Genomic DNA, 25549 nt, shown 5'->3' with positions numbered 1-25549 from the left:
TAACCACCCCTGATCAACACAGCGTTTATCAGGCGGATGTAACTGCTAGTTTAACAAATTTTGCGCGTGGTAGGTGCGTTATGACATTTAGTTACGTGCTATTTTGTCAATATTGGGGTTAATTAATGCAAAATAATGCTATTAATCTTGCACGCGTAAACGGGCTCGATTTTTCTCAATCGTTTTTACGCCAATACCTTTAACCTTTGCTAACCCATCAACGCTCTTAAAATCGCCAAACATGTCGCGATATAAAATAATCGCTTGGGCTTTACTACTACCGATACCGTTTAATGAAACGAGCTCACCTTCACTAGCACGATTGATATTGACGGTAGATTGATCGCGCGCCTCTGTTTTAGCACTCTCTTGTGCCAACAGGTACGCATAAGCACTTTGTGGATTATCAAAACAGGGCGCGGCATGTGCATTGCTAAAAGTCAGGATAATCAAGGCTAGACAACAAGCCGCGCTAGATATTAAGCTGTTCAAACTGGTAAACCTAGCAAACAGGGCGTTATAATGAGCGTTCATGACGATCGTTCATATCGTTTCGCCGCTTCCCATAATGCATCCATTTCTGTTATATCGCTGTCTTCTAAACGCTTGCCAGCCGCAGCCAAATGCTCCTCAATATAGCCAAAACGTGATTTGAATTTATGCACACAAGTAAGGGCAGCTGTCTCAGCATCAAGGTTCAATTTACGCGCAACATTGACCAGCGCAAACAGGCAATCGCCCAGCTCTTTTTCAATCTCTCTGATATTGGCTTTGTTTACGTCATATTTGTCAGCTTCTTTAGACATATCTGTTTTAGACGTATTTGTCAGCTCACTCTTTAGCTCGGCAATCTCTTCATCCAACTTATCAAATGCGCCTGCTACGCCTTCCCAATCAAATCCAAGTTTTGATGCCTGCTTTTGTACATCCTGCGCCTGCATGAGCGCACTGCCAGATTTGGTATTGTCTAGACGACGTTTGGGTTTACCACGTGCCTCGCGCGCTTGCTGCTCCTCTGCCTTAATCTCATCCCAACGAGCTTTTACCGCCACGTCATCTTCAAGACTTTCAGCCTCAAACACATGCGGATGACGCCGAATCAACTTTTCTTGTAAAGTAGTCATGACATCGCTCATATCAAAACGCCCTTGCTCCGCATACATCTGGCAATGAAAAACAACTTGCAGCAGCACATCACCAAGCTCGCCTTTGATATCTTCATCATCATCGCTTTGTACCGCTTCGCCGAGCTCATAAGCTTCTTCGATGGCATACGGAATGAGGCTATGACTGCTTTGTTTTTTATCCCACGGACAGTCGGCGCGCAATCTTGCCATCAGTGTCAACAGGTCATCAAGTTGCCCGCTTGCTTTTGGCGTGCCTTGCACAGGTTCAGGTGCTGCGATTTTGTTTTCTACAGTACTCATAAAAGGTGCTCTTATACTTTTCGTTGTTATTGAATAGAGTCACGTTAACTTAATAACGATTTAGTCATTAGTGTAGCATTGAACGCTTAATAGCCTATAATTGTGCTATCTACCTTCTTATTTTATCATTTCTCACGTGCAAGGAACTTTATCATTATGTCTACGTCTGCGACCACTAACTATCAGCCAGCGACTGAATTCAATCCTATTATTATCGATTCATTTAAAGCCTATGACATTCGCGGTGAGCTTGGGGTAAATCTCGATGAAGTCATTGCTTACCGTATTGGTCGCGCCTTTGCACAGATTTTATATCAGCGTTATCAGGCAGCAGCTCAAACCCAAGCCAATGATGTAGCAACTCTAAAACCTGCTATCGTTATCGGTAGTGATATTCGCCACTCTAGTGAGCAATTAAAACAAGCCGCTATCAAAGGCATCGTTGATGCAGGCGTTGATGTGATTGACTTGGGTATGAGTGGTACTGAAGAAGTATATTTTGCTACCAGTCACTATCAGGCGTTAGGCGGCATCGAAGTCACTGCCAGTCATAATCCTATCAATTATAATGGCTTAAAACTGGTTAAGGAACATTCAAAACCCATTAGCGCCGATGATGGTTTAGCAGAGATTCAAGCATTGGCAGAATCTGGGCAATTTACCACTGAAAACCAATCAGGAACGTTGCAATTATTGACTGATAAAAGTGCTTATGTTAATCACGTCATCAGCTTTATAGATACCGATAAATTAAAACCGCTGAAACTGGTTATTAACTCAGGCAATGGTAGTGCAGGCCCCGTGGTTGATTTATTAATTGACAAGCTGGCACAAGCAGGCGCACCCATTGAAGTGATTAAACTGCATCATACGCCAGACGGCAGCTTCCCCAATGGCATCCCCAATCCTATGATTGAAGCCAACAGAGTGGCGACTCAGCAAGCCGTTTTGAAAAACAAAGCCGATCTTGGTATTGCCTTTGATGGCGATTTTGACCGCTGCTTTTTATTCGATGAACATGGTGAATTTATCGATGGTAGCTACATCGTTGGAATGCTCGCGCAAGCCTTTTTAAATAAATATCCAAACGAATCAATCGTCTATGATCCTCGCGTGATATATAACACTGAAGCGGTGATTAAAGAACATAACGGCAAGGCGGTTATCAGTAAGTCTGGACATTCATTTATTAAGCAAGTGATGCGTGACTCTGGCGCGGTCTATGGCGGTGAGATGTCCGCCCATCATTATTTCCGCGACTTCTTCTACTGCGATAGCGGTATGATTCCGTGGCTGCTAACGATTGAGCTATTATCCATCACGGGTAAGACGCTGTCTGAGTTGGTCACTGGCTATATTGCAGCTTATCCCAGCTCGGGCGAGCTTAATTTTCGTCTCACAACAAATGATGCGTCGACGATTATTAACGCTATTGAAGAAAAATTTAGCCACGAAAATCCAACCAAATCGACCCTTGATGGCTTAAGCCTAAACTTTGATGAGTGGCGCTTTAATCTACGTGCCTCCAACACCGAGCCACTGATCAGATTAAACATTGAAAGTCGTGGCGATGAAGAATTGTTAACTATTAAAATTCGAGAGATTCAACAGTGGCTAGAGGCACAAGGTGCTGTACCAGCGTAAATAAGTACGATTTAATACGTACAAATTCGATTAAAAATTAAGGCGCTAAAAATTAAAAAAGCTCGCTGATAATTGTCAACGAGCTTTTTTAGCAACTGACAAACTTGGATAAAGCTATTTAGACCGACCAATGCCCATATAGTCGCCTACCAGACTATCGATCTGCAATCGTGTCAGTGCATTTTGCGCATCAAATATTGGCATGGCTTGCTGATTAATTTTAGCCATATCTAACTGATCTCGTGGCGACCAGCTAACAATAAAGATAGCCTGAGCATCATCGATTTGACCATAAGGATCAGCCATTAATTTAAGTAATGGTTGCTGCTGATAAAGCGCGGCAAGCTCATCTTGAGCTTTATCGCTATAGACCAAAGTACGAATATTATAAGACCACAGCAATGCTAGTAATGGATGTATGGCTGAGCCTGTGGTACGTCCCGATCCTGATTTATAACTACCGCCCCAAACCATCACCGTTTTATTATCGATAAAACCATCAAAATATTGCCAAAATTTACGGAATATCAGCTCTTTTTGGTCTTCGTTGATGTGCATGACTGACTGCAACAGTGGCATATCTAAACTGTGCGTTTGGCTAGACTGCTGCAATTTAGCAAGCTCAGTCGGTAGGGTGTTACCGCCAAAGCCCCAACCCGCTTGCAGATAACTGCTACCAACGCGCGCGTCTAGCCCCATGATACGACTGACTTGTTTGATATCGACCTGTTGACTGTCCGCCAAGCGTGACATCTCATTCATAAAACTCACTCGCGTCGCCAGCATCGCCATGATACTGCTACGGGCAAACTCTATGGTTGCGACATCAGCGTGATGGGCGGCGCGTGCGTGCTGCATTAAAGGCTGCAGTATATTTAGATGGTGGCTACTGTTGGCGGTTTTTTCACCAAGCAACCACAATGAAGGGTTCAGCATCGAGCTATAAGCATCGCCGTCCTGCAAAAATACAAACGGCACATAGTAGACCCATGCACGCTGCAAACGCTGAGCCAGTGCTGAGACAACGCCTAATTTTTCAATACCGCTCATAAGCACAGGTAGCGACTGCTGATGACTGTGATTGAATGCGGTAATCCAATTGTCTTCTGCCCATACTGGCTTGATACTGTCTAAAAACAACCAATAAAGCGCAACGTTGCTTGCTTCGCCACGTTCACTGTCCTCATTGCTCTCATTGCTCTCATTGACATGACGACTATCACTAAAATTTGTCGTTTCATAGTAATGAATCAACGTGTCGGCGCTATCTGGTAATGCTTGACTGCTAATAACCTGCTGCTGCTCATACATCTGCCATAGCGCTTGCAAATGATGCTCAAAACCATACTGCTGTATTTGCTGCGTCAATAGCTCAACATCTGCATAAAGATGCACGCGCTGACCTAGGCTTGCCAATACTACCGCACTGGTAATGGCTTCAATACTATGGCCAACAAGCACACAAACTGGCTTGCTTCTCATACGTTGTGCTGTAAATGCATGCGTATATTTAGCCGTATTGTCGTTTATAGAATCAGCGCTCATGAGTTACCCTTTTAACTGTATTACGTATCGGCAGCCGTATTAAGACAGCTGTCTAATGTGTTGTAGCAGCTGGTCCGTAGAGGTATCGAATTGACCCTCGGTTTCTTTCTGCATGGCTTGATGCACGGACTCTGCCATTTGCTTGCCCATCTCGACACCCCACTGATCAAACGGGTTAATATCCCAAATGCTGGCCATGACATAGACCTTGTGTTCATAGAGCGCAACCAAAGCCCCTAAGCTATGCGGCGTTAGCTCGTCGATCAGTAGCGTGGTTGACGGCTGATTGCCACGGTAGTATTTATATTTTTCCGCAGCAGACGCTACTTGCACCTCGGACTCTTGGAGCGCTGCATTACCAAATGCCAATACCCGACTTTGCGCCAAGCAGTTAGCCAACGATAACTCATGCTGCTGCTGTAGTGCTGTGTTTTTTAATGGACCATGGTAGCGGCGCACACAAGCGATAAAGTCACACGAGACTTGCTGCGTCCCTTGGTGCAATAGCTGATAAAAAGCATGCTGAGCGTTTGAGCCAATCTCACCCCATAATATTGGACAAGTATTATAGTCAATACGATCCCCATGCTGAGTGACAGACTTACCGTTACTTTCCATCTCAAGCTGGGTTAGGTAGCTTGGCAAATAGCTAAGACGACCATCATAAGGCAATACGGTATGAGCATTTACCTGTAAAAAGGTACTGTTCCAAACAGCAAGCAAGCCTAATAATACTGGCAAGTTTTCTGCAAAATCAGCCTGTGCAAAGTGCTCATCCATACTATGCGCACCCGCTAATAACGCTTTAAACCCTGCCATACCGATACGAATGGCAATAGCAAGACCAATCGCCGACCATAAAGAAAATCGACCACCGACCCATTCCCAAAGCTGCAGCTGATGCTCAGGATGAATACCCCAAGCGCTCATTTTTTCACTATTAGCAGATATACCAATAAAGTGGCGACGTAGCACACTGTCTTCTGTACCTGCACGCAGCTTGGCGGTGGCAAGCAACCATGACAATGCCGTCTTAGCATTGGATAAGGTATCAATGGTACCAAAGGATTTGGAGGAGATAATAAATAAGGTGGTTTCAGGATTTAAATGCTTCAATAAGTTATCAAGCTGAGTACCATCCATGTTTGAGACGAAATGCACTTCAATCTCAGTATCCGCCCATTCATCGAGCGCCGCAGTCGCCATCAGTGGCCCAAGATCAGAGCCACCAACGCCAATATTCACCACATCAGTAATCGCCTTACCCGAAAACCCGCGCCATGTGCCACTACGGACACGCTCGGATAATCTGGCTACTTGCGAAAGACTCTGATGCACATCCGCGACGACATCTTGACCATCAAGCTGTAGCGTTGCTGTTTCTGGGAGACGTAGCGCTGTATGCAAGGCGGCACGCGCTTCACTGGTATTGACCATCGCGCCTTGTAATAGCGCTTTAATACGAGCCGGTAAATCACAACTATCAGCAAGACTCAACAGATTAGCTAATACTGTCTCGTCAATACACTGCTTGCTATAGTCCATATATAGCGCACCAGCTTGCCTGCTAAAACGCGTCGCACGCTCATCATCTTGCGCAAACAAGGCTGCCAATGACCATGACTGGGCAGCTAGCATTTGCAACTGCTGCCAATATTGAGAGCGGCGAGCACTGCTATAACGCTTATCGTCCTTTATCTCAGCCATCAGCTATTCATCTTCTGCTAAGTGCTGCTGGGCAAAATAAATAAATGCCTGCATATATGAGCGCATATCGCCTGCATCATAACTATCGCCGCGCATGGTCGTCACATTGACGCCGTATTCACTGATCAAGGCATCAATAGCATCGGTCAGCTGAATCTCACCGCCGACAGAGGCTTTGGTATTTACCAAATAATCAAAGATTTGATTGCTAAACACATAACGACCAACCACTGCTAAGCGTGAAGGTGCATCTGCTAAGCTAGGTTTTTCTACAAAGCCAGCGACTTTAAAGCTAGCATTAACCTCTGCTTTGTCATTGATATCGCCCGCATTGCTATACGTTTCATTTAATTGGGCGATACCGTACTTATGCACGTCTTCATCCGCCACTTTATCTACCAATATCTGTGAATGACTGTCTTTAGCAAAAGCATCAATCATAAAAGCTAAGTTATCAGCAGTCATATCACCCGTAAAAGGATCGAGTACCACGTCGGGCAATAATACGGCAAAATCATGCTCGCCTATAATAGGGCGCGCAGCGAGTACCGCGTGCCCCAAACCTAGCGGTTTACCTTGACGTATCATAGACACCGTTACATCGTCTGGTAACCAGTTTAAGCTATCGGCTAACGCGTCTTTATCTTTAGCACGCAATTGATTATCCAATTCAGCATTGATATCAAAGTAGTTTTCAATCGCGCTTTTTTGTGCATGACCAACCAATACAATATGCTTAATACCAGCAGCAATCGCCTCTTCGACCACATAATGAATAGCAGGGCGATTGCCAAGCGGCAACAGCTCTTTTGGCACGGATTTAGACAATGGCAACATACGTGTACCAAAGCCAGCAACAGGGATGACAGCATGGGTAATTTTTTGCATAATAATAAGACTACGTTAGAAGGGTAAAGTAATTATAAGTAATGATTGATTATTCAATAGTTATACTATAACTCAATAAATTCGACAATGTGCTGTAACCATTTTTCATAATTATAGTTTTGCAACACATGATCACTGGCGTAGCGCATCATCTCTATCTGCTTTTTGGTATAACCTTTAGATAACTGTGCGAACAATTCATCCGCTTGCTCTTTATTCTCGATGACCTCACACATCCCTTCAAAGCGGGTACTGACCGATAAGCTAGGATTGGTCACTGCCAATCTACCACATGCCATAATCTCAATCAGACGGCGGGAAAACATACTTGGAGAGTCCGTCACGGTGTTGACATTAAGACAATGCGAGTACTGTCTAAAAAGCTCACCCGTCTGGTCATAAGGCACAGCAGACTTGATAGTCATATTCGATAGGTCAGGATAGCGATAGACATCAGACTTACGATCAGAGTTACGATCAACGATAGTAAGTCCATAGGGTGAGGCAGCAGAAAACGCCATATCCTGCCATTTCTGGCGTGCATTATGAATATGCTGACTATAACTACCGACAAACAAGCTTTCGTTATAACGTGGAGGCAAGAAGGTAGGATAATGAAACTTAGGCTGCACCGCAAAGGGCAGCACCCCTACTTTCACGCTATTACCTAAAATAGCTTGGTAACGTTCAACACAGTTTGAATCAACAGTCAGTACATATTTAAATAAACTGGCAGAGTCGATAAAACGGTTAAAATGAGCACCGTCTTCTTTATTCCAAAATACAGCAGGAATATTGTATTTATCTGCCGTCTCTAGGAGTTTGCGCAACTCGACGTTGTTGCGTTCGGGGTAATCAGGATAGTTGGCTATCTTGTAGCGCCAAGCGTCTTTGTGACCGCGCCATGCGGATTCTACTAGAATAAAGTTGGGTTTTCTTCTTTTCCAGAGCTGGTATTGAAGCTGCTGTTCAATAATTTTGACAGAATTCTCTTTATGTAAGGATTGAGAGGTCAACTCGTCACTGATTAGTGTTAACTTTAACAAAGTATAGTCCTATAATTTAATTTTAAAATTTAAATACTTTGATATTTGTGTGATTACAAGGCTAACATGAATATAAAATAAAGAAACTTTATAAAATGTATTTCATTTAGTAATTATCTAATACAGAGTTATAGCGTTTGACGCAGTTTTTATCGACAGTTAGGATTTGCTTAAAAAAACTGGTAAAGACAATAGAATGGTTGAAATTTGCACCGTCTTCTTTATTCCAGAATACTGCAGAAATATTATATTGATCCGTCATTTTTAAAATTTTACGTAGCTCAACATTATCACGTTTAGGATATAGTAGATCTTTTATAAAAGTGGTACAGTCGTTTTAAAACAAGCGAAAAGTAAAAAGATTATGACTTATTCAGCAGACTTCCGTGCTCAAGTGATTAAAAGTGTCGAACAACAAGGCATGAGTATCAGGCAAGCCAGTGTATTCTATGGTATTAGTAAGGCCACGCTACAGAATTGGCTCAAAGATCCTAGTATTAAGCTAACTCGCAATAAACCACCAAATAAAATACCTAATGAAGCGCTATTAAAAGATGTTGAACAGCATCCAGACGATTACATGTACGAAAGAGCACAGCGTTTTGGATGTAGTAAGTCGGGCATCGAGGCCGCTTTAAAACGTCTTGGCATTAGTCAAAAAAAAGACCTTAGAGCATCCAAAAGCTTGCCCATTAAAGAGAGCTAAGTATCTAAGTAAACTGGGCGACTACATCGCTCAAGGCTATGCAATTGTATACATGGATGAAAGCGGCTTTGAGTCTGAAACCATTCGTTCTCATGGTTATTCACCTATTGGTACCCCTTGCATCGATAGCTATAACTGGCAAGGTAAAAAACGCACCAATGTTATTGGTGCCTTATATGAAAAAGCGTTATTTGCACTTGATTACTTCGAAAAGAATATCAATGGCGACATATTCTACAACTGGTGCAAAAACACGCTAATACCAAGTCTTAAAATAAAATGCGTAATCGTCATGGATAACGCCAGCTTTCATAAACGCGTTCAGAGATTACTCAACAGGCATGGTCATCGCTTGTTATTTCTACCGCCTTACAGCCCTGATTTAAACCCTATTGAGAAAAAATGGGCACAGGCGAAGTTTTTGCGCCAAGGGTGGATGGAGAATAATTTACCTAAACTGTTTCATGATATGGGTTGTACCAATTTTATTTTGGATTGACTATAGTTAAATATTTTATAGCACTACTTGTATTTGTAACTACGCCAAGCTAATTCAAATAAAATAAAGTTGGTTTTAAAAAAACTAACGCTAGTAATATTATAATAATTAAAAAACTTCATCTGAGACTACAGAAGTCAATTTAACACTAATTAAAGCAACGTTAATTTTTTAATTATTCATATGTATTTTTTATAAGAATGTATATCAAATCAAGTAAACTAACAACAGAAAACATTAAATTTAGTTTTCCATAATGTCGTATCTTCGGGAGTATCTGCCATTTTCATGAATATGAAATATTGAAACAGATATATCACATGCATACCAGTTACAGTTGAAAACGTCAGACTTATTTAATTTATTAAGATTGATTACTGAGCCTGTTACTTTTTTATCAACTAATAAGCTTATATCAAACTCTAAATTATTGCTAAAATCTTCTAGACTTAATACAATTTTCTTCATATAAAATGTACATTTAATTTTGTAATCCTTTTTATCAATTTTATTTTTGAAAATTATAGTTTTTTCTATGATTATATCGTCTATATTTTTTTTAGGAAATATATAGTTATTAATAATATTTATAAAATATTTTCTACTTGGAGCAGAATGGCTAGGACCAAAATCATCAATTATAAGATGGAAATTATCATCATTGTAATGGTTTGGTACTGAAAAACAGTCTTTATTAGAGAAAGTATTCTCTAGAAAAGGTTTTAAATGGTTTTCTATATGGAAGCTATCATTCATATTTTGTAGATAATATATCTTAGCATATTTAGTTTTAATATCTGATATTTTTACTTTATGAAGACTACCAATATTTATTAAATACTCTTTTCTTTTTTCCGTAGAAAAGAGTGAGTCGTCATTTTCTAATGAATTGAAGTAATTATTCACTGCATCTTTTTTATAGTTGAAAATATTGGTTTGCGGATTACATATCAATATATCATGAGGTATACCTATAGAGCTTAAATAAACTGACTGAATCAAAGCAGCAAAACCGCCACCTGAACACCCGAATAGCAATGGTCTTTTATTAGTCTTTAAGAAAGCTGATTTTATTATGTCTTTTATAGTGAAATTTAGTCCTTTATACTTAGAACTACCTAAATACCAAGCCAAATTCAAATCTTTATTATAATCTACTAGAGGATCTGAGAATGCTAAAATTGCAACTCCAACTTCTTTAGAAATTCCCTTACCTGAAAAAAAAGGAAACTCTTTAATTCTTCGGTTTGAAATAGCTGCGTTAAAAGTTATTAAAAAACTCCCTTTATATTGAGAGTCAAAATCATTAACAAAGTAACTAAAACTATTTTGTTTATTAATATGAGCTGTATTTACACCTTCGTTAAATTTATATTTTTCTTTTAATTTTTTTTCTAAAAAAGGAAAATTCTCATATAATTTCTCGTCTTGTAATATCTGCTTATTCCTCAATAACTTCTCACGTTTCAAGACATTAGCAGAGTCTGATGTATCATACATAGTTCTTATAAACATTTTTTTACGTGAATCAACAATAGTAGGAGATTTTAAATCTACCTGTGTATGTTTATATGTATTATAAACCGTTTTTATACTATTAATTGTAAATTTCTTACTTTCTGCAGAGTAAATATTGAAATAACATAAGCCTAAAGCTATTTTTGGATAATAGTATTCAATTAATTTTTCATAACTATCAGACTTAAAATCGTAAAACCCAGCATAGCCACTCCCAAAACTCAAACAAAACCCTACGTTTTCTCTTTTAAAATATATATTCATTTCCTCAAAGAATGTACTTGAAAGTGCATCATCATCATCCAATCTAATTGTAGATATTAAAATATCTTCTTTACTATTTTTTAAGTCATCATAAACAAATTGCACCAAAGACCTTCCTTTCTCTGGAACATAATCTATATAAAGCCAATTATACTGTTCTACTAACTTTTCAAGCTGCTCCTTATTCCATGTCGGTAAACTTTCAGAAGTAATAATTACAACCTTTAACCACTCAGAATCAGGACTTATAGTTTGTCTTAACAAACTAGGAATAGTGACTTTTTTAAATAAATTGAAATGTTGTTCTAATCTTATTGGATTAAATAACTGCTCTCTATAAGTTTCTATATTTTTATTTGCTATATTCCATGAACCTGTTCCCTCAATTAGCACACTAAACCTGATTAACACATAAGTTATTTTTTTCATATTCAAGCCTTATTATCTTATTTTTATTAAATTTATATATTTTAGAAGCTTAATTATAAGTAAGAAATATCAGCTATTCAAATATTTACTCAGCTCTTCTTCATTAGTGTAGATGATATCACCTTGAAGATATATACTATCTTCAACAGAAGATGCATTATTAATTTGAAACTTAGTTAAAATAATTAAGCTGTTATTCAGATTTGTAGAAAGCTTTAAAGTAGATGTAGGTTCATACTGAAGATAATGCCTAGAAACCCAACCGATAAGTGTCTTTCCTGATTCATAACCTCTAAATGAATTGAATTTAATTAAATTATCATTAGATGTTTCTGATGTAATTTTTATATTCATATTATTTATTTTTAATACAGCATTTTTGTCTTTGACTACGAGTCTTGCACAACTATCAAAATGCCACCACTGACTTATACTTCTTTTTGCACCATTATTAATTACTTTGTCAATGACATATACTTCCTCGCCAGGCTTATATAAAACAATTCTTTCATGAATATACTCATTTATATTCTGATTTACTTTACCTCTTAACAACCAAAACCCTTTAAAATATTTTGGTTTATGCACTATCCCACTACCATATGCGTTTTCATTTACTCGACTAGTATTTTTGCTATCAACTTCGATTGTGTTGTGAGCACGTGTACTCAGAAAATATTGACGATATTTACCTGGTTGATATCCATACTTACCAGAATCTATCAAAAGATCAATACCGTTTTCTTGCAAAATGAACGATAAGTCATCGCGATGTTTGTGTACTTGACTATGAAAAGACGCTTGGAAAAACATAAACGACGATTTTTCGTTCGGTACAGAATCATCAGATCTTACAACCGAATACCCACCAATTTGAGCTCCTAGATACTTATCATGTTTAATATGTGGCCATTCATATAGACTTCTTAAATTTTTGAACTCTTTCCCCGTTTCAGAATCACCAATTGGAACACATTTATTATTTGGAAAAACTAACCAAGATTTTACTCGTTCACCTAATTCTAAAACATCTAGTGTTCTTTTAGGAAGGTCTGACCACCATGGAGAACTTACTATATTTGAAATTTTATTATGAGTGAAAAAATGATAGGCCGGAGAATCTTCAGTGTGTACTCCATAATTGCCAAGTTGTGTAGCAATAAGATTATTCATGTTTTCTATTGAATATTGATTTAGCGCGTTTAAATTAAAGCTCTCATGACCGTAACTCTGTAATATGTATGTTAAACTTTTAAGGCCATTTAATTGAAATAAGCCATGATTGCCAGCATTAAGTTCGTTAGCATCGCTCAAATATTTTAGATGTGTACTAATAAGATATTCAATATCAACAATTCTATGATCAATATTCCTCTCGAGGCATATTTTTATATAGAAGCTTATTTTCAGGGCTCTAAGACCTGTCGACATGTCATACCATAACCATTTATTCTTAGAGTTATTATTAACTTTTTCAAAGTTTATCCAATCATTCATTACCTCAGCAACATGATTCAAGTCTGTAGTTCTGCCTCTAATTAAGTAACAATCTAACATTCGCCAAGCATTCAACTGAAACATCCAATTACCATCTTTATAAGGATCTTCTAACCAGTCTATTGGAATACTTAATTTGTACGGAGGAACGTCTTTTCTAGGCCTAAAACCCAACTCTTCATACTTTTCTACAGTTTGTAATTTATTACTCATAATTTCGTAATTTTTAAAATTGATATTACTTAAAACCTCACTAGAAAAGCTATAATTTAATTTTCCTTTATTAAAAACTCTGAAAATTTTTGATTTTTTTATTAAAGGTTCTTTTATATATCTAAAAAAAATTTTGACTTTGAGTTTTTTGGCTTCTTCTCTATTAATAATATATATATGTTCGTCCTTTTTGTACCCACTTTTATGAATAATTTTATCTGATGAATAAAAATAGCAAGCACACTCTACTATTGAGAAGTCAGTTATTACTTTCACAAATACTCTAAAACCATCATAATTTGATGTTACTTCGGCTAAATCGACAATCGAATGTATACTTTTCATACGTACTTCCATATTATTCACTTTCTGATTCAGTAACACTATCCATAATAGATCGAACAATTTTTATTTAAAACGAAAACTATTACAAGTATAAGTTATATATAATAAATACAATATCTCATCAGTTAGAATAAGCGATTAAGTGTTAATGTATTGATAAATATTTTTTGGCTATACCATTAACAGTAATCGACATAGTATGAATCTTGATTAAAGAAATTAAGATTCATACTATGTCACTAGTAACTTCTAAAAGTTTACTGACTGTTTTGTCCCAAGTCCTGTCAATTTCCACCCATTTTCTAGATTTCTCACCTAATTCCACTCTTAAGTTTTTATTAATTACTAATTCATAGAGTTTATCACTAAGGCTCTCAATGTTTCCTTTTTCAAATACTAATCCGTTCTCACCATCTGTAATCATATCAGTCAAAGCTCGAACACTTGATACTATAATTGCTTTCTTCATAGCAGCGGCTTCCAATGGCTTCATAGGAGAAACCATTTCGGTCACTGGTTGTGGTTTACGAGGAAATGGAGCAACATCAACCAATGAGTAATAAGCTTCTACTTCTTCGTGAGGAACACGTCCTGGCATGATTAACCAGTCTTCAAAATTGTATTTTTTGGATATATCTAATATAGTTTGTGTAATTGGACCCTTGTCATCTCCAGCTGTATTTTCATTACCTACTATTAACAATCTAAACTCTACCCCACGTTCTTTCAGTATACCGCATGCTTCAGCTAAGTGATCTAAACCCTCATATTGTACAAATGTACCTATGTAGCCAATAACCGGTACGGAGGTTGGTATATTTAAAGTATTGGCTAATTTTATATCTCTTTCAGCGGGCTCAAACCGCTCAGGATCACATGAATTAGGCAATATGGTTATTTTATCTCTATTAATACCTCTTCTTTCCAATTCTTCAGCCATAGGTGTTGTGAGGGTAAATACATGATCTGCATGTGTAGCTGCTATAGCTTCTAGATCACATAATACTTTATAAAACTCAGTTGCTTCAAATTCAGGTTCACGTGAAATACGAGTAACCTCCCAAAATCCTCTTACTTCGTATATAAAAGGAATACCTAGTTTACGGGCTGCAATGAGGGCTGGCAAAGCTGTTAAATGATTAGAAGCCGCTATTACTAAAGAAGGTTTTATCTCTAGGAGTTTTTTTACTAGCTCTTCTGATGATCCTATTATATAATCAAGCGTAGCTGTTCCGTCTCTTCTTGGAGTTAATATAAATTCATATTCGACTCCTTCGATAACTTGTTTTTCTTCTACTTCTTCTGATGTTAATTCCTTTCTGATGTCTAAAGGAAAACCAGGTCTTCCAACCACTTTGATACATTTTCCTGCATTTTGAATAGCCCTAGCTAATCCATGGCCTCTAGTTGCATAACCACCGGAAGCGTAAGGCAGAGTATTATGCAAAACATAGGCAATATTGTTCGGAATTGGGCTGAAGTCTTCTATAGGGTTTTCTAAAGCATCGTTTATAAGCTCTACTAAACCAGTCTTCTCAATGAATAAATATAAGTTCTTTTTTGAGTTAACAAAATCTAGCTGCTTTTTATCATTGTTATTTTTTGCATAATCCTCAAGCCAATTAAGACAATCTCTACTTTTAGTAATAGATCCTTGTCTATAATATGCCCAAAAAGCAGCTCTAACACTTGTTGTACTTTTATTAATGTCAAGAGCATTCTCAATTAACTCAATCTCAGAATTTTTACTTCCATATTCTCCAAGCTTCTTACTTGTTTTAATCATTACTAAGATAATTGCATTATTAGAAAATTTGTACTTAATCTTTAGTTCTGTATTTATGAATTTGATTACATCATCTACGCTACTATTCTTGAATTTATCAAAAACTATATCCGCTATACCGTTATAATCTTTCTTTTTATAAAGTTTTTGATATTTATCTAGTTGAGTTACAGAGGTTTCTTTGAGCTTGGTTACACTATCAACAGAACTACCGTCTCTGAACTCTTGTGAATACCTTTCGATATCTTCATCTGATAATCTTGAAGATAAAGCTTTTTTTAAGCTTTGAATTTGTTTTTCATTTGCTAGTTTATTTCTTTGCAAGTGACTTAAAATCTCTATAGCTTTGTAGTAATCTTTACAATGAATACAGGCCCAAGCATACCCTGTAAGAGTAAAAGCATCTTGATTCAAGTTAGCTGCTATACCTGCTATTATACAACTTGATTTTGCGTCTATAGTCTTACCCAATAATACCAGTTTACGAGCCTTATCTGTATTACTCAAAAATGAATTATTTTTCTCAAACTCTATTAGCATCGAATAGACACTATCAGGTTCAGAGTTCTTTACGTAAGAATCTTCACTATCCTCAACAACTAATTTCTTATCTAAGATATTCGAATTAGTATAAACTTTTACTTCAGGATATATCGAAAGCTCACTGACTACTACCTGCTCATTCTCTGAGCACAAGAACCTATTAAACCCAAAATGAATAGTCGCTACTTCTTCAGGTATGACGAAGGTATATAGCTCCTCAACTTCCCCTTGTGTGGAAGCAAGATATTTAAAGTGCGCGTCAAAAGCATCTGATCTAAACATCTTTTCTAAAGACACATCGACTTCTTCGCCAGCTTCGTTATAGGCTCTGACTAGCAGTACCGCTTTACGCTTGTTAGCAGGATTGATGTTTAGGTACTCGACTATCGCTTTGATGCTGATTCTCTGACCTGGCTTCACAGCTGTGGGATACCAGACTGGATCTTCTGATGGTAATTCTAATTTTTCAATGAAATGGTTGTCCGCAGTTTCAAGCTTTTTAGGTAACTCACTCTCTGCTTCTGGATATATCGTAAGGTCACTGACTATAACCTGCTCATTTTCTGAACATAAAAATCTATTAAACCCAAAGTGAATAATCGCTACTTCTTCAGGTACGACGAAGGTATATAGCTCTTCAACTTCCCCTTGTGTCGAAGCAAGATATTTAAAGTGCGCGTCAAAAGCATCTGACCTAAACATACTCTCTAAAGACACGTCGACTTCTTCGCCAGCTTCGTTATAAGCTCTGACTAGCAGTACGGCTTTACGGTTGTTAGCAGGACTGATGTTTAGATACTCGACTATCGCTTTGATGCTGATTCTCTGACCTGACTTCACAGCTGTTGGATACCAGACTGGCTCTCTTAATGGTAGCTCTAACTTTTCTATGAGCTGAATGCTCGGCATTTTCAGTTTTTTACTGGTTCTGTGTTTGGTTTTAAGCATAGTAACGTCACTTATTAAGATATTTTAAATTTTTTGATGATGTTATTTTGATACAGATAAAAGAGGTAAAGCTAAGTCTTAAGTTCTCATTTTTTCTACCATTTTTTTATAGTAATCATCAGTGAAATGAAAGGGAGATAGCCCCCATTTATGGTTTGAATCAGCTACGAGTATGTCCTTATCAACCTCAATAATGCTTGATGATGGTAGAATCTGTTCTACATAATCGTACATAGCTTTTAATTTCCCATTATTCTTTTCTATTTCCCACTTATCATTTAGTAAGATAGTATCTTCGGGAGTATTAGCTTGGTTTGACCAATAAACCTTATTGATCTTGATAGCATCCAAGCCTACCTCATGGTCAACGACACTAAATAAATTATCTATTCCTTCACACCAAAGCTTCATATATTGATCAGAGAAGGTGTTTATGAGTTTATCAGGCTTGATACCAGAGCGTACAAACTCAACTGAGCGCGTGACTAGCTTGCCATTTATTTCAGCCAAATGAAACCTATCAACTAGAAAATCAATTAATAAAACATCGTAATCCTCAGCAGCTGCTGATTCTATGATTTCATTATTGAAGTCAGACTCAACCATACGACGCTGAAACTTTGAGCTTATATTAGATAGTGATTCGTAATATTTATTTGGAATTGTCTTTGCTACATTGTTAGAACCGAGTGTCGCTAGAGAGGATCTTGCGTTATAGCTTACCAACTGCATAGTCTCAGCTTCATCAAAATTCAAAATATCTCGAGAGACACAGCCTCCATACACTTTAACTTTCATCAGATACCTCTTAAACAAAGAACATAAATAAAGAATAATGATATTAAATCAAATTAATGATTTATGAAGCGCTGCCAATACTGTCTTATTGAATCTCAGAAACTTTTCTCTCGTGACGGGTTTCAATGATTTATCTGCAAGAGCTGTTTCTGATAAGGATATAGCTCTTTTATAATCCTTTAACGCATAAGCTTGTCTAGCACGTCCCATATGAGTGTAACTACTTTCTATCTTATCAATATAAGGTATGGAGCCTGTTGATATAGATTTTATTATCTTACTTAACTGCTTTGTATGATTTAGATGATAAAGAACTTCATGCCCAGCATAATCAAAATTAATCAAATTCAAGTTTTCAAAAGAATTTTTTATCAAACGATCTATAAAATAGCTATCTTCTTTGACATAAGGATCATAAAAAATATAAATATTTTTATCTGTCTTTTTATTTTGATCGAAGCCTAGATGTTTAAAATCTGTTTTGCTAAATTTAGACTGAGTTTCGGAAGTTTCTACTAAGATAGGATGAGCTGAGTTCCGAGGTGCAGATGCTATAACCGTACCGTTTACCGCTCCAGCGTAGTAGATCGCACAATAACCGCCTAATGAGCTACCATATAGAAATACTTCGTGATCGCGAACAACGGGTAATACATAATGCTGAACATCTTCGAACGATAACTCTTGATATTGGTTATCATTTTGCAAGCAGGCTACAACATTGAATCCGTTTTTATTAAGATAGTTTAAGGCGAATGGAGTTTCAGTTTTTAATGTTCCAGCTCCGTTAAAGACAATAAAGGTTCTTGAAGCTCCTACATCATAAAAGTCTATTTTATATCCATTTTTTTCGACTATATTACTGACGACAAGTTCTGAGAGCTCTACCACACCACTACTATCAATATTTACGTATACCTTATGCGCTATCTTATTCTTACCAGTCTTATAATAAAATATAGCCTTAAAACTTCCTTCTTTGAAAGGTATAGCAAAGCAAGTACTAGCTTGATTAGTATAACCCTTCTTTTCTGTGCCTTTAGAATGAGTTAAGTAAAATGCATACTCTAAACTTTCTTCAAATTCCGTTTCTAAGCTTATAAATCCATTACTATTGATAACTTTTCTTTTAAACTCTTTAGTCTTATCTAAATTTATCATTTTTAATTCACTTTTCTAATAAATATATGACTTTTCAGTGAATAGCTCTGCTTTCTCATGGTTTACTTAATATTAGGAAGTATGAAAACAGAACTATCATAAAGTATTTAAACGTAAGTAAAATATATTTTTATCAAAGTGTTAAAAATATTAAGCTTCAGTGTTGCTGGTCTTAAAGAGAGCAGCGGCAATAATTAGTGATATACTACTGCCTTCAGAGGCGTGATTAAATTTCCCTCGACTAATGGCTTTATCTAAATCCTGAGAAGCCTTATTAATAAAGCTATTACTCCATAATTTTTGGACCAATTTAGATTTGCAAGCTTTGTCAAAATCTTTTTTCAAATACTCAAGGGTTTTCTCTATAGGCTTTGGTGAGGTAACTTTCTCGTTTGAATTATTTTCTGCATATATAGTTCCTGTAGTGATCGATAACTCTTTCCTCAACTTAGTTAGCTGACTCAAAATATCACTAGAAGGATTTTTTGCTATCTTATCATAAGGGAAATCAATTAATTTATCGGTGATATTTATAATGTCATAAAGAACTTGCGAGCTTTTGACTTTTTCAAAGTTATTTTTAGTTGCTATGTTAGCTATAGTCAATCCAAAATAAAATTGGTACAACCCATATCATGAAACAGTTTAGGTAAATTATTCTCCATCCACCCTTGGCGCAAAAACTTCGCCTGTGCCCATTTTTTCTCAATAGGGTTTAAATCAGGGCTGTAAGGCGGTAGAAATAACAAGCGATGACCATGCCTGTTGAGTAATCTCTGAACGCGTTTATGAAAGCTGGCGTTATCCATGACGATTACGCATTTTATTTTAAGACTTGGTATTAGCGTGTTTTTGCACCAGTTGTAGAATATGTCGCCATTGATATTCTTTTCGAAGTAATCAAGTGCAAATAACGCTTTTTCATATAAGGCACCAATAACATTGGTGCGTTTTTTACCTTGCCAGTTATAGCTATCGATGCAAGGGGTACCAATAGGTGAATAACCATGAGAACGAATGGTTTCAGACTCAAAGCCGCTTTCATCCATGTATACAATTGCATAGCCTTGAGCGATGTAGTCGCCCAGTTTACTTAGATACTTAGCTCTCTTTAATGGGCAAGCTTTTGGATGCTCTAAGGTCTTTTTTTTGACTAATGCCAAGACGTTTTAAAGCGGCCTCGATGCCCGACTTACTACATCCAAAACGCTGTGCTCTTTCGTACATGTAATCGTCTGGATGCTGTTCAACATCTTTTAATAGCGCTTCATTAGGTATTTTATTTGGTGGTTTATTGCGAGTTAGCTTAATACTAGGATCTTTGAGCCAATTCTGTAGCGTGGCCTTACTAATACCATAGAATACACTGGCTTGCCTGATACTCATGCCTTGTTGTTCGACACTTTTAATCACTTGAGCACGGAAGTCTGCTGAATAAGTCATAATCTTTTTACTTTTCGCTTGTTTTAAAACGACTGTACCACTTTTATAAAAGATCTACTATAAGTAGCGCGAACTTAAAGGTGTAAAGGATATCTGATATTGAGGAAATAAACCGGTGTGAAATCGATTTCTAAAATGCCTGTAATGTAGAAGTAAAGCATCAATATCATCGCCACAATGATCTACATCTTGCATCACTGACAAAGTCTCAAATAAATCAATAGCTAAATCAACCATTTGCTCTGGGTTATCGAGCTTACTACATAGATATCTAATAGAATCATTATAAGTAGTAGTTTTAGGGTTGTTACCATAGAATGTTCTATGGTTTTCACCACCACCACCACCAATCGATATTTTTCTATAATCGACTTTTGTACTTGGAAAATATATAGGCTGGTACACTCCTAAACACAAGTTCTTCCAAGTCAGATATTTCTCCTCAGCATCTAGATGATAAATAGTATCTGAATACCTAGTTTTGGCGTTCAGTTTATATCCAAAATATTTGGTTATTTTTTCAGCTACCTTTATATCTTTATCACAGCCTTTAATTACATGACACGCTAATCGATATTCAGCAGTATTTTTCGTATCTATCTGATGATAGGCTAGATTGGATAAAGAAAAAACAGCGCGAGAATCCAACCCTCCAGTTAAGCCTTGTCGAATAAAAAGCTCATCATTCGATAATAATGTAGAAAATCTTGATATCCATATATTGACAAAATTTATTAAAATTTGACGATAGTCTATAGCATTGCTTTCAATATCATTAATTTTTTCTATGTTAAGACAACTATCCCCTATTGTGAGCAAAGTATTGACAGGCAATATCTTTATTTCATTAGCAATAGTATCAAAGGTAATAGGTTGTTGTGTGAAAGACAAGCGTTCTGTTGACATCATTAATAATGCTATATGAGGGGTAACATTAATTGAATGTTCTTCTAAATGATTAATTAGTAAGCTTAATGAATTTGATACTGCCCAAACACCAGAAGCCTTATCATAAAAATATAGTATCTTCTTAAAACCTGAAAAATCCGATCCTATTAGAAATCCTTTTTCAACTTTCTTTGCTAAGACATAACATCCATCTTCTCCATAAGATATTTGTTTTCCAGTGTGCTCAAAATACTTATCAGCCCCTGATTGACCAAAAATAAAATCCTCTTTAGCAAAGCAGTAACCTTGAAATAACCTTTCAGGATTATCCTTAAAGCTAGACAATAGGTATGTAGAGCTATCAGTCATGGTAAACCTTGTTTATATAGTTTTTAATAGCTATAGTTTATTTCATTCAGAGTTCATGCTTAGTAAAATAACTCTCACCCTCTTTAATCAAACTTCATCACTTTTCTATTAAGTTAATTTCGCGTTCTATGGTATTTTCAAAACTACACTGTACTTTGACACGTTCTTTAGCAGCTGTAGATTTATTCAAAAATAAAGAAGAATCTTGAGTAATTTCTATAATTTTCTCGACCATTTCTTGAACATTCTCAGCTTCAAACAAACCACCTTCTGCATCAGAAATAAACTCTGGAACTGCTGCTACCTTATTAGTTACTACTACTAAGCCTGATGACATAGCTTCATCTCTAGACACACCTTGCGAGTCCCATCTAGTAGGATTTAAGAAAACACCATGTTCCTTGTGAGCTGCTGCTATCTCATGATGACTTAAGAATCGTTTATGTAAATGAACATTTCCGAATTGAAGCAAAGGCTCATTAATTGAATCAAACTCCAGTCCGTCACCATAGATATTTACTTCTAAATCTTTAAAGAACTCATATTTAGATAACTCTAATAAGGCATCAGCTGTAATGTCGTTACCATACTTAGGACCTGAATAGGGTCTTATAGACAGTAGTTTCAGTCTATCTTCAGCTTTTTTCTCAGTATACTCAAATATAGTATCGTCTACATAATTATGAATTACTGTCTTATTTGAGCTCGGTATCGTAAGCTCTAAATCTTCCTCTACTTCTTTAAGAAAGATATTAGATACAAAAACTAAAGTAATATTACTATTTAGTTCTTCATTAATGAGTTTTTTCCAGAATTTTAATCGGTAATCAGCAAGCTTCTTTTTTCTCTCTCTTTCAGCTTCATTTAAACCTGATAAATCAAACTCACGACGCTGCCAGCTTTGTACTTCAGCCCCATGTAACCATATAGTAATCTTTAACGTTTCTCGATAGCCCTTGATTATATTCCACATCTTTTCATCCATAAGATGGATAAATATATTTTTCACTTGGCCTGATTCGAGGATACTCTTCAAGTTACCCTTATTACCACTAAACACATCTATAGACTCAAACTCTCTAAAACCTAAATCAGTATTACTCTCTGCCATTCTAAAGACGTCTACGATATGATTATGAGCTTTATAAGCCCTTACTCTACTATGCAAGAAGCCATACTTATATAGATCATCGTATGAAGGATACTGTTTTGCTAATACTAAAGTATTACTTTTGGCAATGAAGTCATTGACGCCCTCTCTTTTTTCGCCAATATTTATAGATTTGATATAGGATTGGCCACTACCCGTGACTTTGAACCCTATTTTTATATATTCACAATTTACTGGTATAGGCATAGTGTGATTGTGAGAAACTGCCGTTATATGATGTGAAATTTTGTTTTTGTTTTCGTCCAAAAATACAAATACCGAACGTAGATCCATGTTGGTAGCTGCATCGACTATAAACTGACTATTGAATCTTAGATTGACGTCAGATCTATTATAAATAGTCTCAAAATAGATATAGGCGAACTTCTCTTCAGGGAGTGTAGATTTAATTTCGATATTCTCAATATTTCTATTGATTTGTAGTTGCTTGCTTTGAGGTCTAATTATTTGAGCATCAATATCGCTAGCTAAAAATACAACAGCACTTGGATCCTGATAAACGTCCAAATCATTAATTTCACTTTCGCTAGCGTTTATTGCTTCTGAGACCTTTAGAAGCCTACCTTCAAAGTCAACTCCTTCATCAAGAGTCAGTTTGCCGTGTGCAGCTAAAGTTTCTTCAGCGCTGAGACTAGCTCCATTTAATATATAGTTAAAGCAATCAGTAGCGAATGACTTTGCTTGAACTTCTAAGTTATTGATACTTTCAAGCTGATCCTCTTCTAATACCGCTTTTTTAAACAAATCAGCAGCTATTAGACTTTTAGTACATTGAAATCTATCTACTGATTGATATTCTCTATTTTGTACCAGCACAGCTTTACCACTTACATTTTCAAAATAACTGTCTTTAGTTATAGCAGATATAAGGTGACCATCATTCTGCTCAAGGTATACTCTGCTTAATGCCAAATCAGATAAATAGTAACGACCATAACTGTCATGCGGATTAAACACAGCTATATCAGTACCTTTTTGACATTGCTCAATGGCCTCAGACCATTCAGATTTTGTACTATAGATAGTAATCCTGTCATCAACCACATTACCTAAATCTATACTACTAAATATACATAACTCTCTATCTAAATAGTCTTGCTCATTAAAGCCGCTGATAACACTGTCTAACTCACTTTGACTATTAACATAGGCTACTACTACTATATGATTGCGAGTAGCATTTAAGGTTGTCTCAAATGATTTTTCTAAAATATACTTTAATCGGTGCTGATAAGTGTGATGGCTTAGGACTTTCCTAAGTCCTTGAAGCTTGTACTTTTTCTGAGTTAAAAGATCTCCAGTGAATTTCTTTAACTGTCTATCAAGTTCAGTGGCTTCATCTGAACAAATAACTAAATCACCAAATAAAAGTCTGACACCACGTGAGTAATTACTTAGTACTATAGTATTAGAAGCCAACATCTCAAACACTCGTCTAGCAAACATGGTTTGTGATTGCTTGATGGTATTCATATTGATACCGTATACATAGCCCTTATAGGCTTTGTCTATTTCAGATGGTGCTAAAGTGCCTAGTATCATTGACTGATAGCTTTCAGGAAACTCATAATGTGGATGAGGCTTATCAAAATTACGGTCAAAAATATCTAGACCCTTATAGCTATCTGCAACTCCAGATAAAACGCCAAAATCGCGCTTTCTTATAGGATATTTTAAATAATAGGAGCCAGCGAAGTTGAATTTATCTTGTCGATCGTAAATTTCAATAGGATTATGAATAAGTGGTTGCGCAGCAAAACACAGTAAGTACACTCTCTCATGACCCAAATGTTCTTTGTACTTGCTTATACAATCGATATCTGTAGTAAATACAATATCGACTAGCTCAGCTACTCCCAAAAAAGTACCAAAGTGTACTGGATCTTCTTTACTCCAAAAAACACTTCTAATCTTTTGCTCATCACAAAACTTTATTAGGTTTATTAGCTCTACTGATTGATGGCTAATCTTAGTCTTCCATAGACCATCTTTACCTTGCCAAGCTGATTCAATAAATAACACATCTGGCTTAAACTCAAGAATCTCTGACTGCCAGTTGTTTGGTGTGATATGACATATAGTTGCCTCAGGGTCGAAGCATAGCGAGGTAAACTCATCCATAACAGCAGCAATTTTGATATTTTTTTCTGAGAAATCTTTCTGTAAAGTAATTTTATTTACACGATCATTATTTAATTCTTTTATCTTTCTTAATTTTTTAGGTGTCGCTATGATACTGCGTTTATTAACATTGCTCATTTTCACTAAATCATAACGTTCTTTTTGTTTTTGCTCATCAAGCAATATGATTATTTTATGCAATAAACTAGCATTGCTTAAATCTTTATTTTTTCTACTTAATGAGTCGGCATAAATTGCATATAGCTCTTTACTAAGCCTTCTGACGTTTGTTTTTCTTTTAGCAGCATCGATTAGAGATTTGCCTAATTGATAAGAGATCGTATTTTTTTCTGCTGCTTTATTAATTTGCTTTCTTTCATTTTCGATTTCGAGCGCGCGAATGTATTCTTTTAGATCATCTATAGAGCCTCCATGCTTCTCAACTAGGTCTCTGACTACCTTTAGCTCTGATTCGCTAAAACTAGTAGTGTTTTTAGATAGCATCTTATAGATCCTGTTTTTCATAGGTCACCAGAATGAGTGGATGGAGGAAAGAATATTAGAAGCTTAAACTCGAAATAGGCCTAATCATA

Annotated in this window: 19 protein-coding genes; 3 read left to right on the top strand and 16 right to left on the bottom strand. The window is 36.5% G+C overall.

What is annotated here, in order from left to right:
* Positions 1–141: 141 nt before the first annotated feature.
* Complete coding sequence (locus ACSUPM_RS00840) at positions 142–534, bottom strand: ComEA family DNA-binding protein (protein WP_436880091.1); 393 nt, start codon at positions 532–534, stop codon at positions 142–144.
* Positions 531–1427, bottom strand: coding sequence for a nucleoside triphosphate pyrophosphohydrolase (mazG, locus tag ACSUPM_RS00835; RefSeq protein ID WP_436880090.1), 897 nt, complete (start codon positions 1425–1427; stop codon positions 531–533). The genes ACSUPM_RS00840 and mazG overlap by 4 nt, the downstream gene beginning before the upstream one ends.
* A 156-nt stretch (positions 1428–1583) precedes the next feature.
* Here mazG and ACSUPM_RS00830 point away from each other — a divergent pair, with 156 nt between their 5' ends.
* Positions 1584–3071, top strand: a complete 1488-nt coding sequence (locus ACSUPM_RS00830) for a phosphomannomutase CpsG (RefSeq protein WP_436880089.1) — start codon at positions 1584–1586, stop codon at positions 3069–3071.
* A 114-nt stretch (positions 3072–3185) separates the two neighbouring features.
* Here the strand turns inward: ACSUPM_RS00830 and ACSUPM_RS00825 are convergent, their stop codons facing one another.
* The 4 genes from ACSUPM_RS00825 to ACSUPM_RS00810 all read right to left on the bottom strand — a co-directional run bounded on the left by ACSUPM_RS00825 (position 3186) and on the right by ACSUPM_RS00810 (position 8257).
* Positions 3186–4553, bottom strand: coding sequence for a UDP-glucose/GDP-mannose dehydrogenase family protein (locus tag ACSUPM_RS00825; RefSeq protein ID WP_436880305.1), 1368 nt, complete (start codon positions 4551–4553; stop codon positions 3186–3188).
* Between the two features lie 102 nt (positions 4554–4655).
* Complete coding sequence (pgi, locus tag ACSUPM_RS00820) at positions 4656–6323, bottom strand: glucose-6-phosphate isomerase (RefSeq protein WP_436880088.1); 1668 nt, start codon at positions 6321–6323, stop codon at positions 4656–4658.
* Positions 6324–6326: 3 nt separating this feature from the next.
* Positions 6327–7211: a UTP--glucose-1-phosphate uridylyltransferase gene (locus ACSUPM_RS00815; protein WP_436880087.1), complete on the bottom strand. Its 885-nt coding sequence runs from the start codon at positions 7209–7211 to the stop codon at positions 6327–6329.
* A 65-nt stretch (positions 7212–7276) separates the two neighbouring features.
* The gene (locus ACSUPM_RS00810) at positions 7277–8257 is read right to left on the bottom strand and encodes a CgeB family protein (RefSeq protein ID WP_436880086.1); all 981 of its coding nucleotides are present in this window, start codon (positions 8255–8257) and stop codon (positions 7277–7279) included.
* 364 nt (positions 8258–8621) lie between these two features.
* Between ACSUPM_RS00810 and ACSUPM_RS00805 the strand changes: the two genes are divergently transcribed.
* Positions 8622–8963, top strand: a complete 342-nt coding sequence (locus tag ACSUPM_RS00805; protein WP_201608655.1) for an IS630 transposase-related protein — start codon at positions 8622–8624, stop codon at positions 8961–8963.
* A complete protein-coding gene (locus tag ACSUPM_RS00800; protein WP_436880079.1) occupies positions 8902–9462 on the top strand; it encodes an IS630 family transposase in 561 nt (186 codons plus the stop codon). The genes ACSUPM_RS00805 and ACSUPM_RS00800 overlap by 62 nt, the downstream gene beginning before the upstream one ends.
* Before the next feature lie 243 nt (positions 9463–9705).
* Here ACSUPM_RS00800 and ACSUPM_RS00795 read toward each other — a convergent pair whose 3' ends face one another.
* The 10 genes from ACSUPM_RS00795 to ACSUPM_RS00750 all read right to left on the bottom strand — a co-directional run bounded on the left by ACSUPM_RS00795 (position 9706) and on the right by ACSUPM_RS00750 (position 25460).
* Positions 9706–11673 (bottom strand): glycosyltransferase, encoded by a 1968-nt coding sequence (locus tag ACSUPM_RS00795; protein WP_436880085.1) that lies wholly within the window; start codon positions 11671–11673, stop codon positions 9706–9708.
* Positions 11674–11742: 69 nt separating this feature from the next.
* The gene (locus tag ACSUPM_RS00790; RefSeq protein WP_436880084.1) at positions 11743–13740 is read right to left on the bottom strand and encodes a heparinase II/III domain-containing protein; all 1998 of its coding nucleotides are present in this window, start codon (positions 13738–13740) and stop codon (positions 11743–11745) included.
* Between the two features lie 214 nt (positions 13741–13954).
* The gene (locus tag ACSUPM_RS00785; RefSeq protein WP_436880083.1) at positions 13955–17005 is read right to left on the bottom strand and encodes a glycosyltransferase; all 3051 of its coding nucleotides are present in this window, start codon (positions 17003–17005) and stop codon (positions 13955–13957) included.
* A gap of 78 nt (positions 17006–17083) precedes the next feature.
* Complete coding sequence (locus tag ACSUPM_RS00780) at positions 17084–17803, bottom strand: DUF6270 domain-containing protein (protein ID WP_436880082.1); 720 nt, start codon at positions 17801–17803, stop codon at positions 17084–17086.
* Positions 17804–17851: 48 nt separating this feature from the next.
* Positions 17852–18964, bottom strand: coding sequence for a hypothetical protein (locus ACSUPM_RS00775; protein ID WP_436880081.1), 1113 nt, complete (start codon positions 18962–18964; stop codon positions 17852–17854).
* A 150-nt stretch (positions 18965–19114) separates the two neighbouring features.
* The gene (locus tag ACSUPM_RS00770) at positions 19115–19591 is read right to left on the bottom strand and encodes a hypothetical protein (protein ID WP_436880080.1); all 477 of its coding nucleotides are present in this window, start codon (positions 19589–19591) and stop codon (positions 19115–19117) included.
* Positions 19567–20127 carry an IS630 family transposase gene (locus ACSUPM_RS00765; RefSeq protein ID WP_436880079.1) on the bottom strand — a complete coding sequence of 187 codons (561 nt, stop codon included), beginning with the start codon at positions 20125–20127 and terminating at the stop codon, positions 19567–19569. The genes ACSUPM_RS00770 and ACSUPM_RS00765 overlap by 25 nt, the downstream gene beginning before the upstream one ends.
* A complete protein-coding gene (locus tag ACSUPM_RS00760; protein WP_201608655.1) occupies positions 20066–20407 on the bottom strand; it encodes an IS630 transposase-related protein in 342 nt (113 codons plus the stop codon). The genes ACSUPM_RS00765 and ACSUPM_RS00760 overlap by 62 nt, the downstream gene beginning before the upstream one ends.
* Before the next feature lie 57 nt (positions 20408–20464).
* Positions 20465–21664 (bottom strand): hypothetical protein, encoded by a 1200-nt coding sequence (locus ACSUPM_RS00755; protein WP_436880078.1) that lies wholly within the window; start codon positions 21662–21664, stop codon positions 20465–20467.
* 97 nt (positions 21665–21761) lie between these two features.
* Positions 21762–25460 (bottom strand): glycosyltransferase family protein, encoded by a 3699-nt coding sequence (locus ACSUPM_RS00750; protein WP_436880077.1) that lies wholly within the window; start codon positions 25458–25460, stop codon positions 21762–21764.
* Positions 25461–25549: the final 89 nt, after the last annotated feature.

The organism is Psychrobacter okhotskensis (assembly GCF_965638355.1).
Lineage (GTDB): Bacteria > Pseudomonadota > Gammaproteobacteria > Pseudomonadales > Moraxellaceae > Psychrobacter > Psychrobacter okhotskensis.
This window is presented reverse-complemented; position numbering and strand designations above follow the sequence as displayed.

Bases quoted from the DNA above. Each gene is read 5' to 3' on its own strand.
- ACSUPM_RS00840 (WP_436880091.1), bottom strand. From the start codon at position 534: ATGAACGCTCATTATAACGCCCTGTTTGCTAGGTTTACCAGTTTGAAC.
- mazG (WP_436880090.1), bottom strand. From the start codon at position 1,427: ATGAGTACTGTAGAAAACAAAATCGCAGCACCTGAACCTGTGCAAGGC.
- ACSUPM_RS00760 (WP_201608655.1), bottom strand. From the start codon at position 20,407: ATGACTTATTCAGCAGACTTCCGTGCTCAAGTGATTAAAAGTGTCGAA.
- ACSUPM_RS00795 (WP_436880085.1), bottom strand. From the start codon at position 11,673: ATGAAAAAAATAACTTATGTGTTAATCAGGTTTAGTGTGCTAATTGAG.
- pgi (WP_436880088.1), bottom strand. From the start codon at position 6,323: ATGGCTGAGATAAAGGACGATAAGCGTTATAGCAGTGCTCGCCGCTCT.
- ACSUPM_RS00755 (WP_436880078.1), bottom strand. From the start codon at position 21,664: ATGACTGATAGCTCTACATACCTATTGTCTAGCTTTAAGGATAATCCT.
- ACSUPM_RS00815 (WP_436880087.1), bottom strand. From the start codon at position 7,211: ATGCAAAAAATTACCCATGCTGTCATCCCTGTTGCTGGCTTTGGTACA.
- ACSUPM_RS00785 (WP_436880083.1), bottom strand. From the start codon at position 17,005: ATGCTTAAAACCAAACACAGAACCAGTAAAAAACTGAAAATGCCGAGC.
- ACSUPM_RS00750 (WP_436880077.1), bottom strand. From the start codon at position 25,460: ATGCTATCTAAAAACACTACTAGTTTTAGCGAATCAGAGCTAAAGGTA.
- ACSUPM_RS00805 (WP_201608655.1), top strand. From the start codon at position 8,622: ATGACTTATTCAGCAGACTTCCGTGCTCAAGTGATTAAAAGTGTCGAA.
- ACSUPM_RS00780 (WP_436880082.1), bottom strand. From the start codon at position 17,803: ATGAAAGTTAAAGTGTATGGAGGCTGTGTCTCTCGAGATATTTTGAAT.
- ACSUPM_RS00775 (WP_436880081.1), bottom strand. From the start codon at position 18,964: ATGATAAATTTAGATAAGACTAAAGAGTTTAAAAGAAAAGTTATCAAT.
- ACSUPM_RS00790 (WP_436880084.1), bottom strand. From the start codon at position 13,740: ATGGAAGTACGTATGAAAAGTATACATTCGATTGTCGATTTAGCCGAA.
- ACSUPM_RS00825 (WP_436880305.1), bottom strand. From the start codon at position 4,553: ATGAGAAGCAAGCCAGTTTGTGTGCTTGTTGGCCATAGTATTGAAGCC.
- ACSUPM_RS00830 (WP_436880089.1), top strand. From the start codon at position 1,584: ATGTCTACGTCTGCGACCACTAACTATCAGCCAGCGACTGAATTCAAT.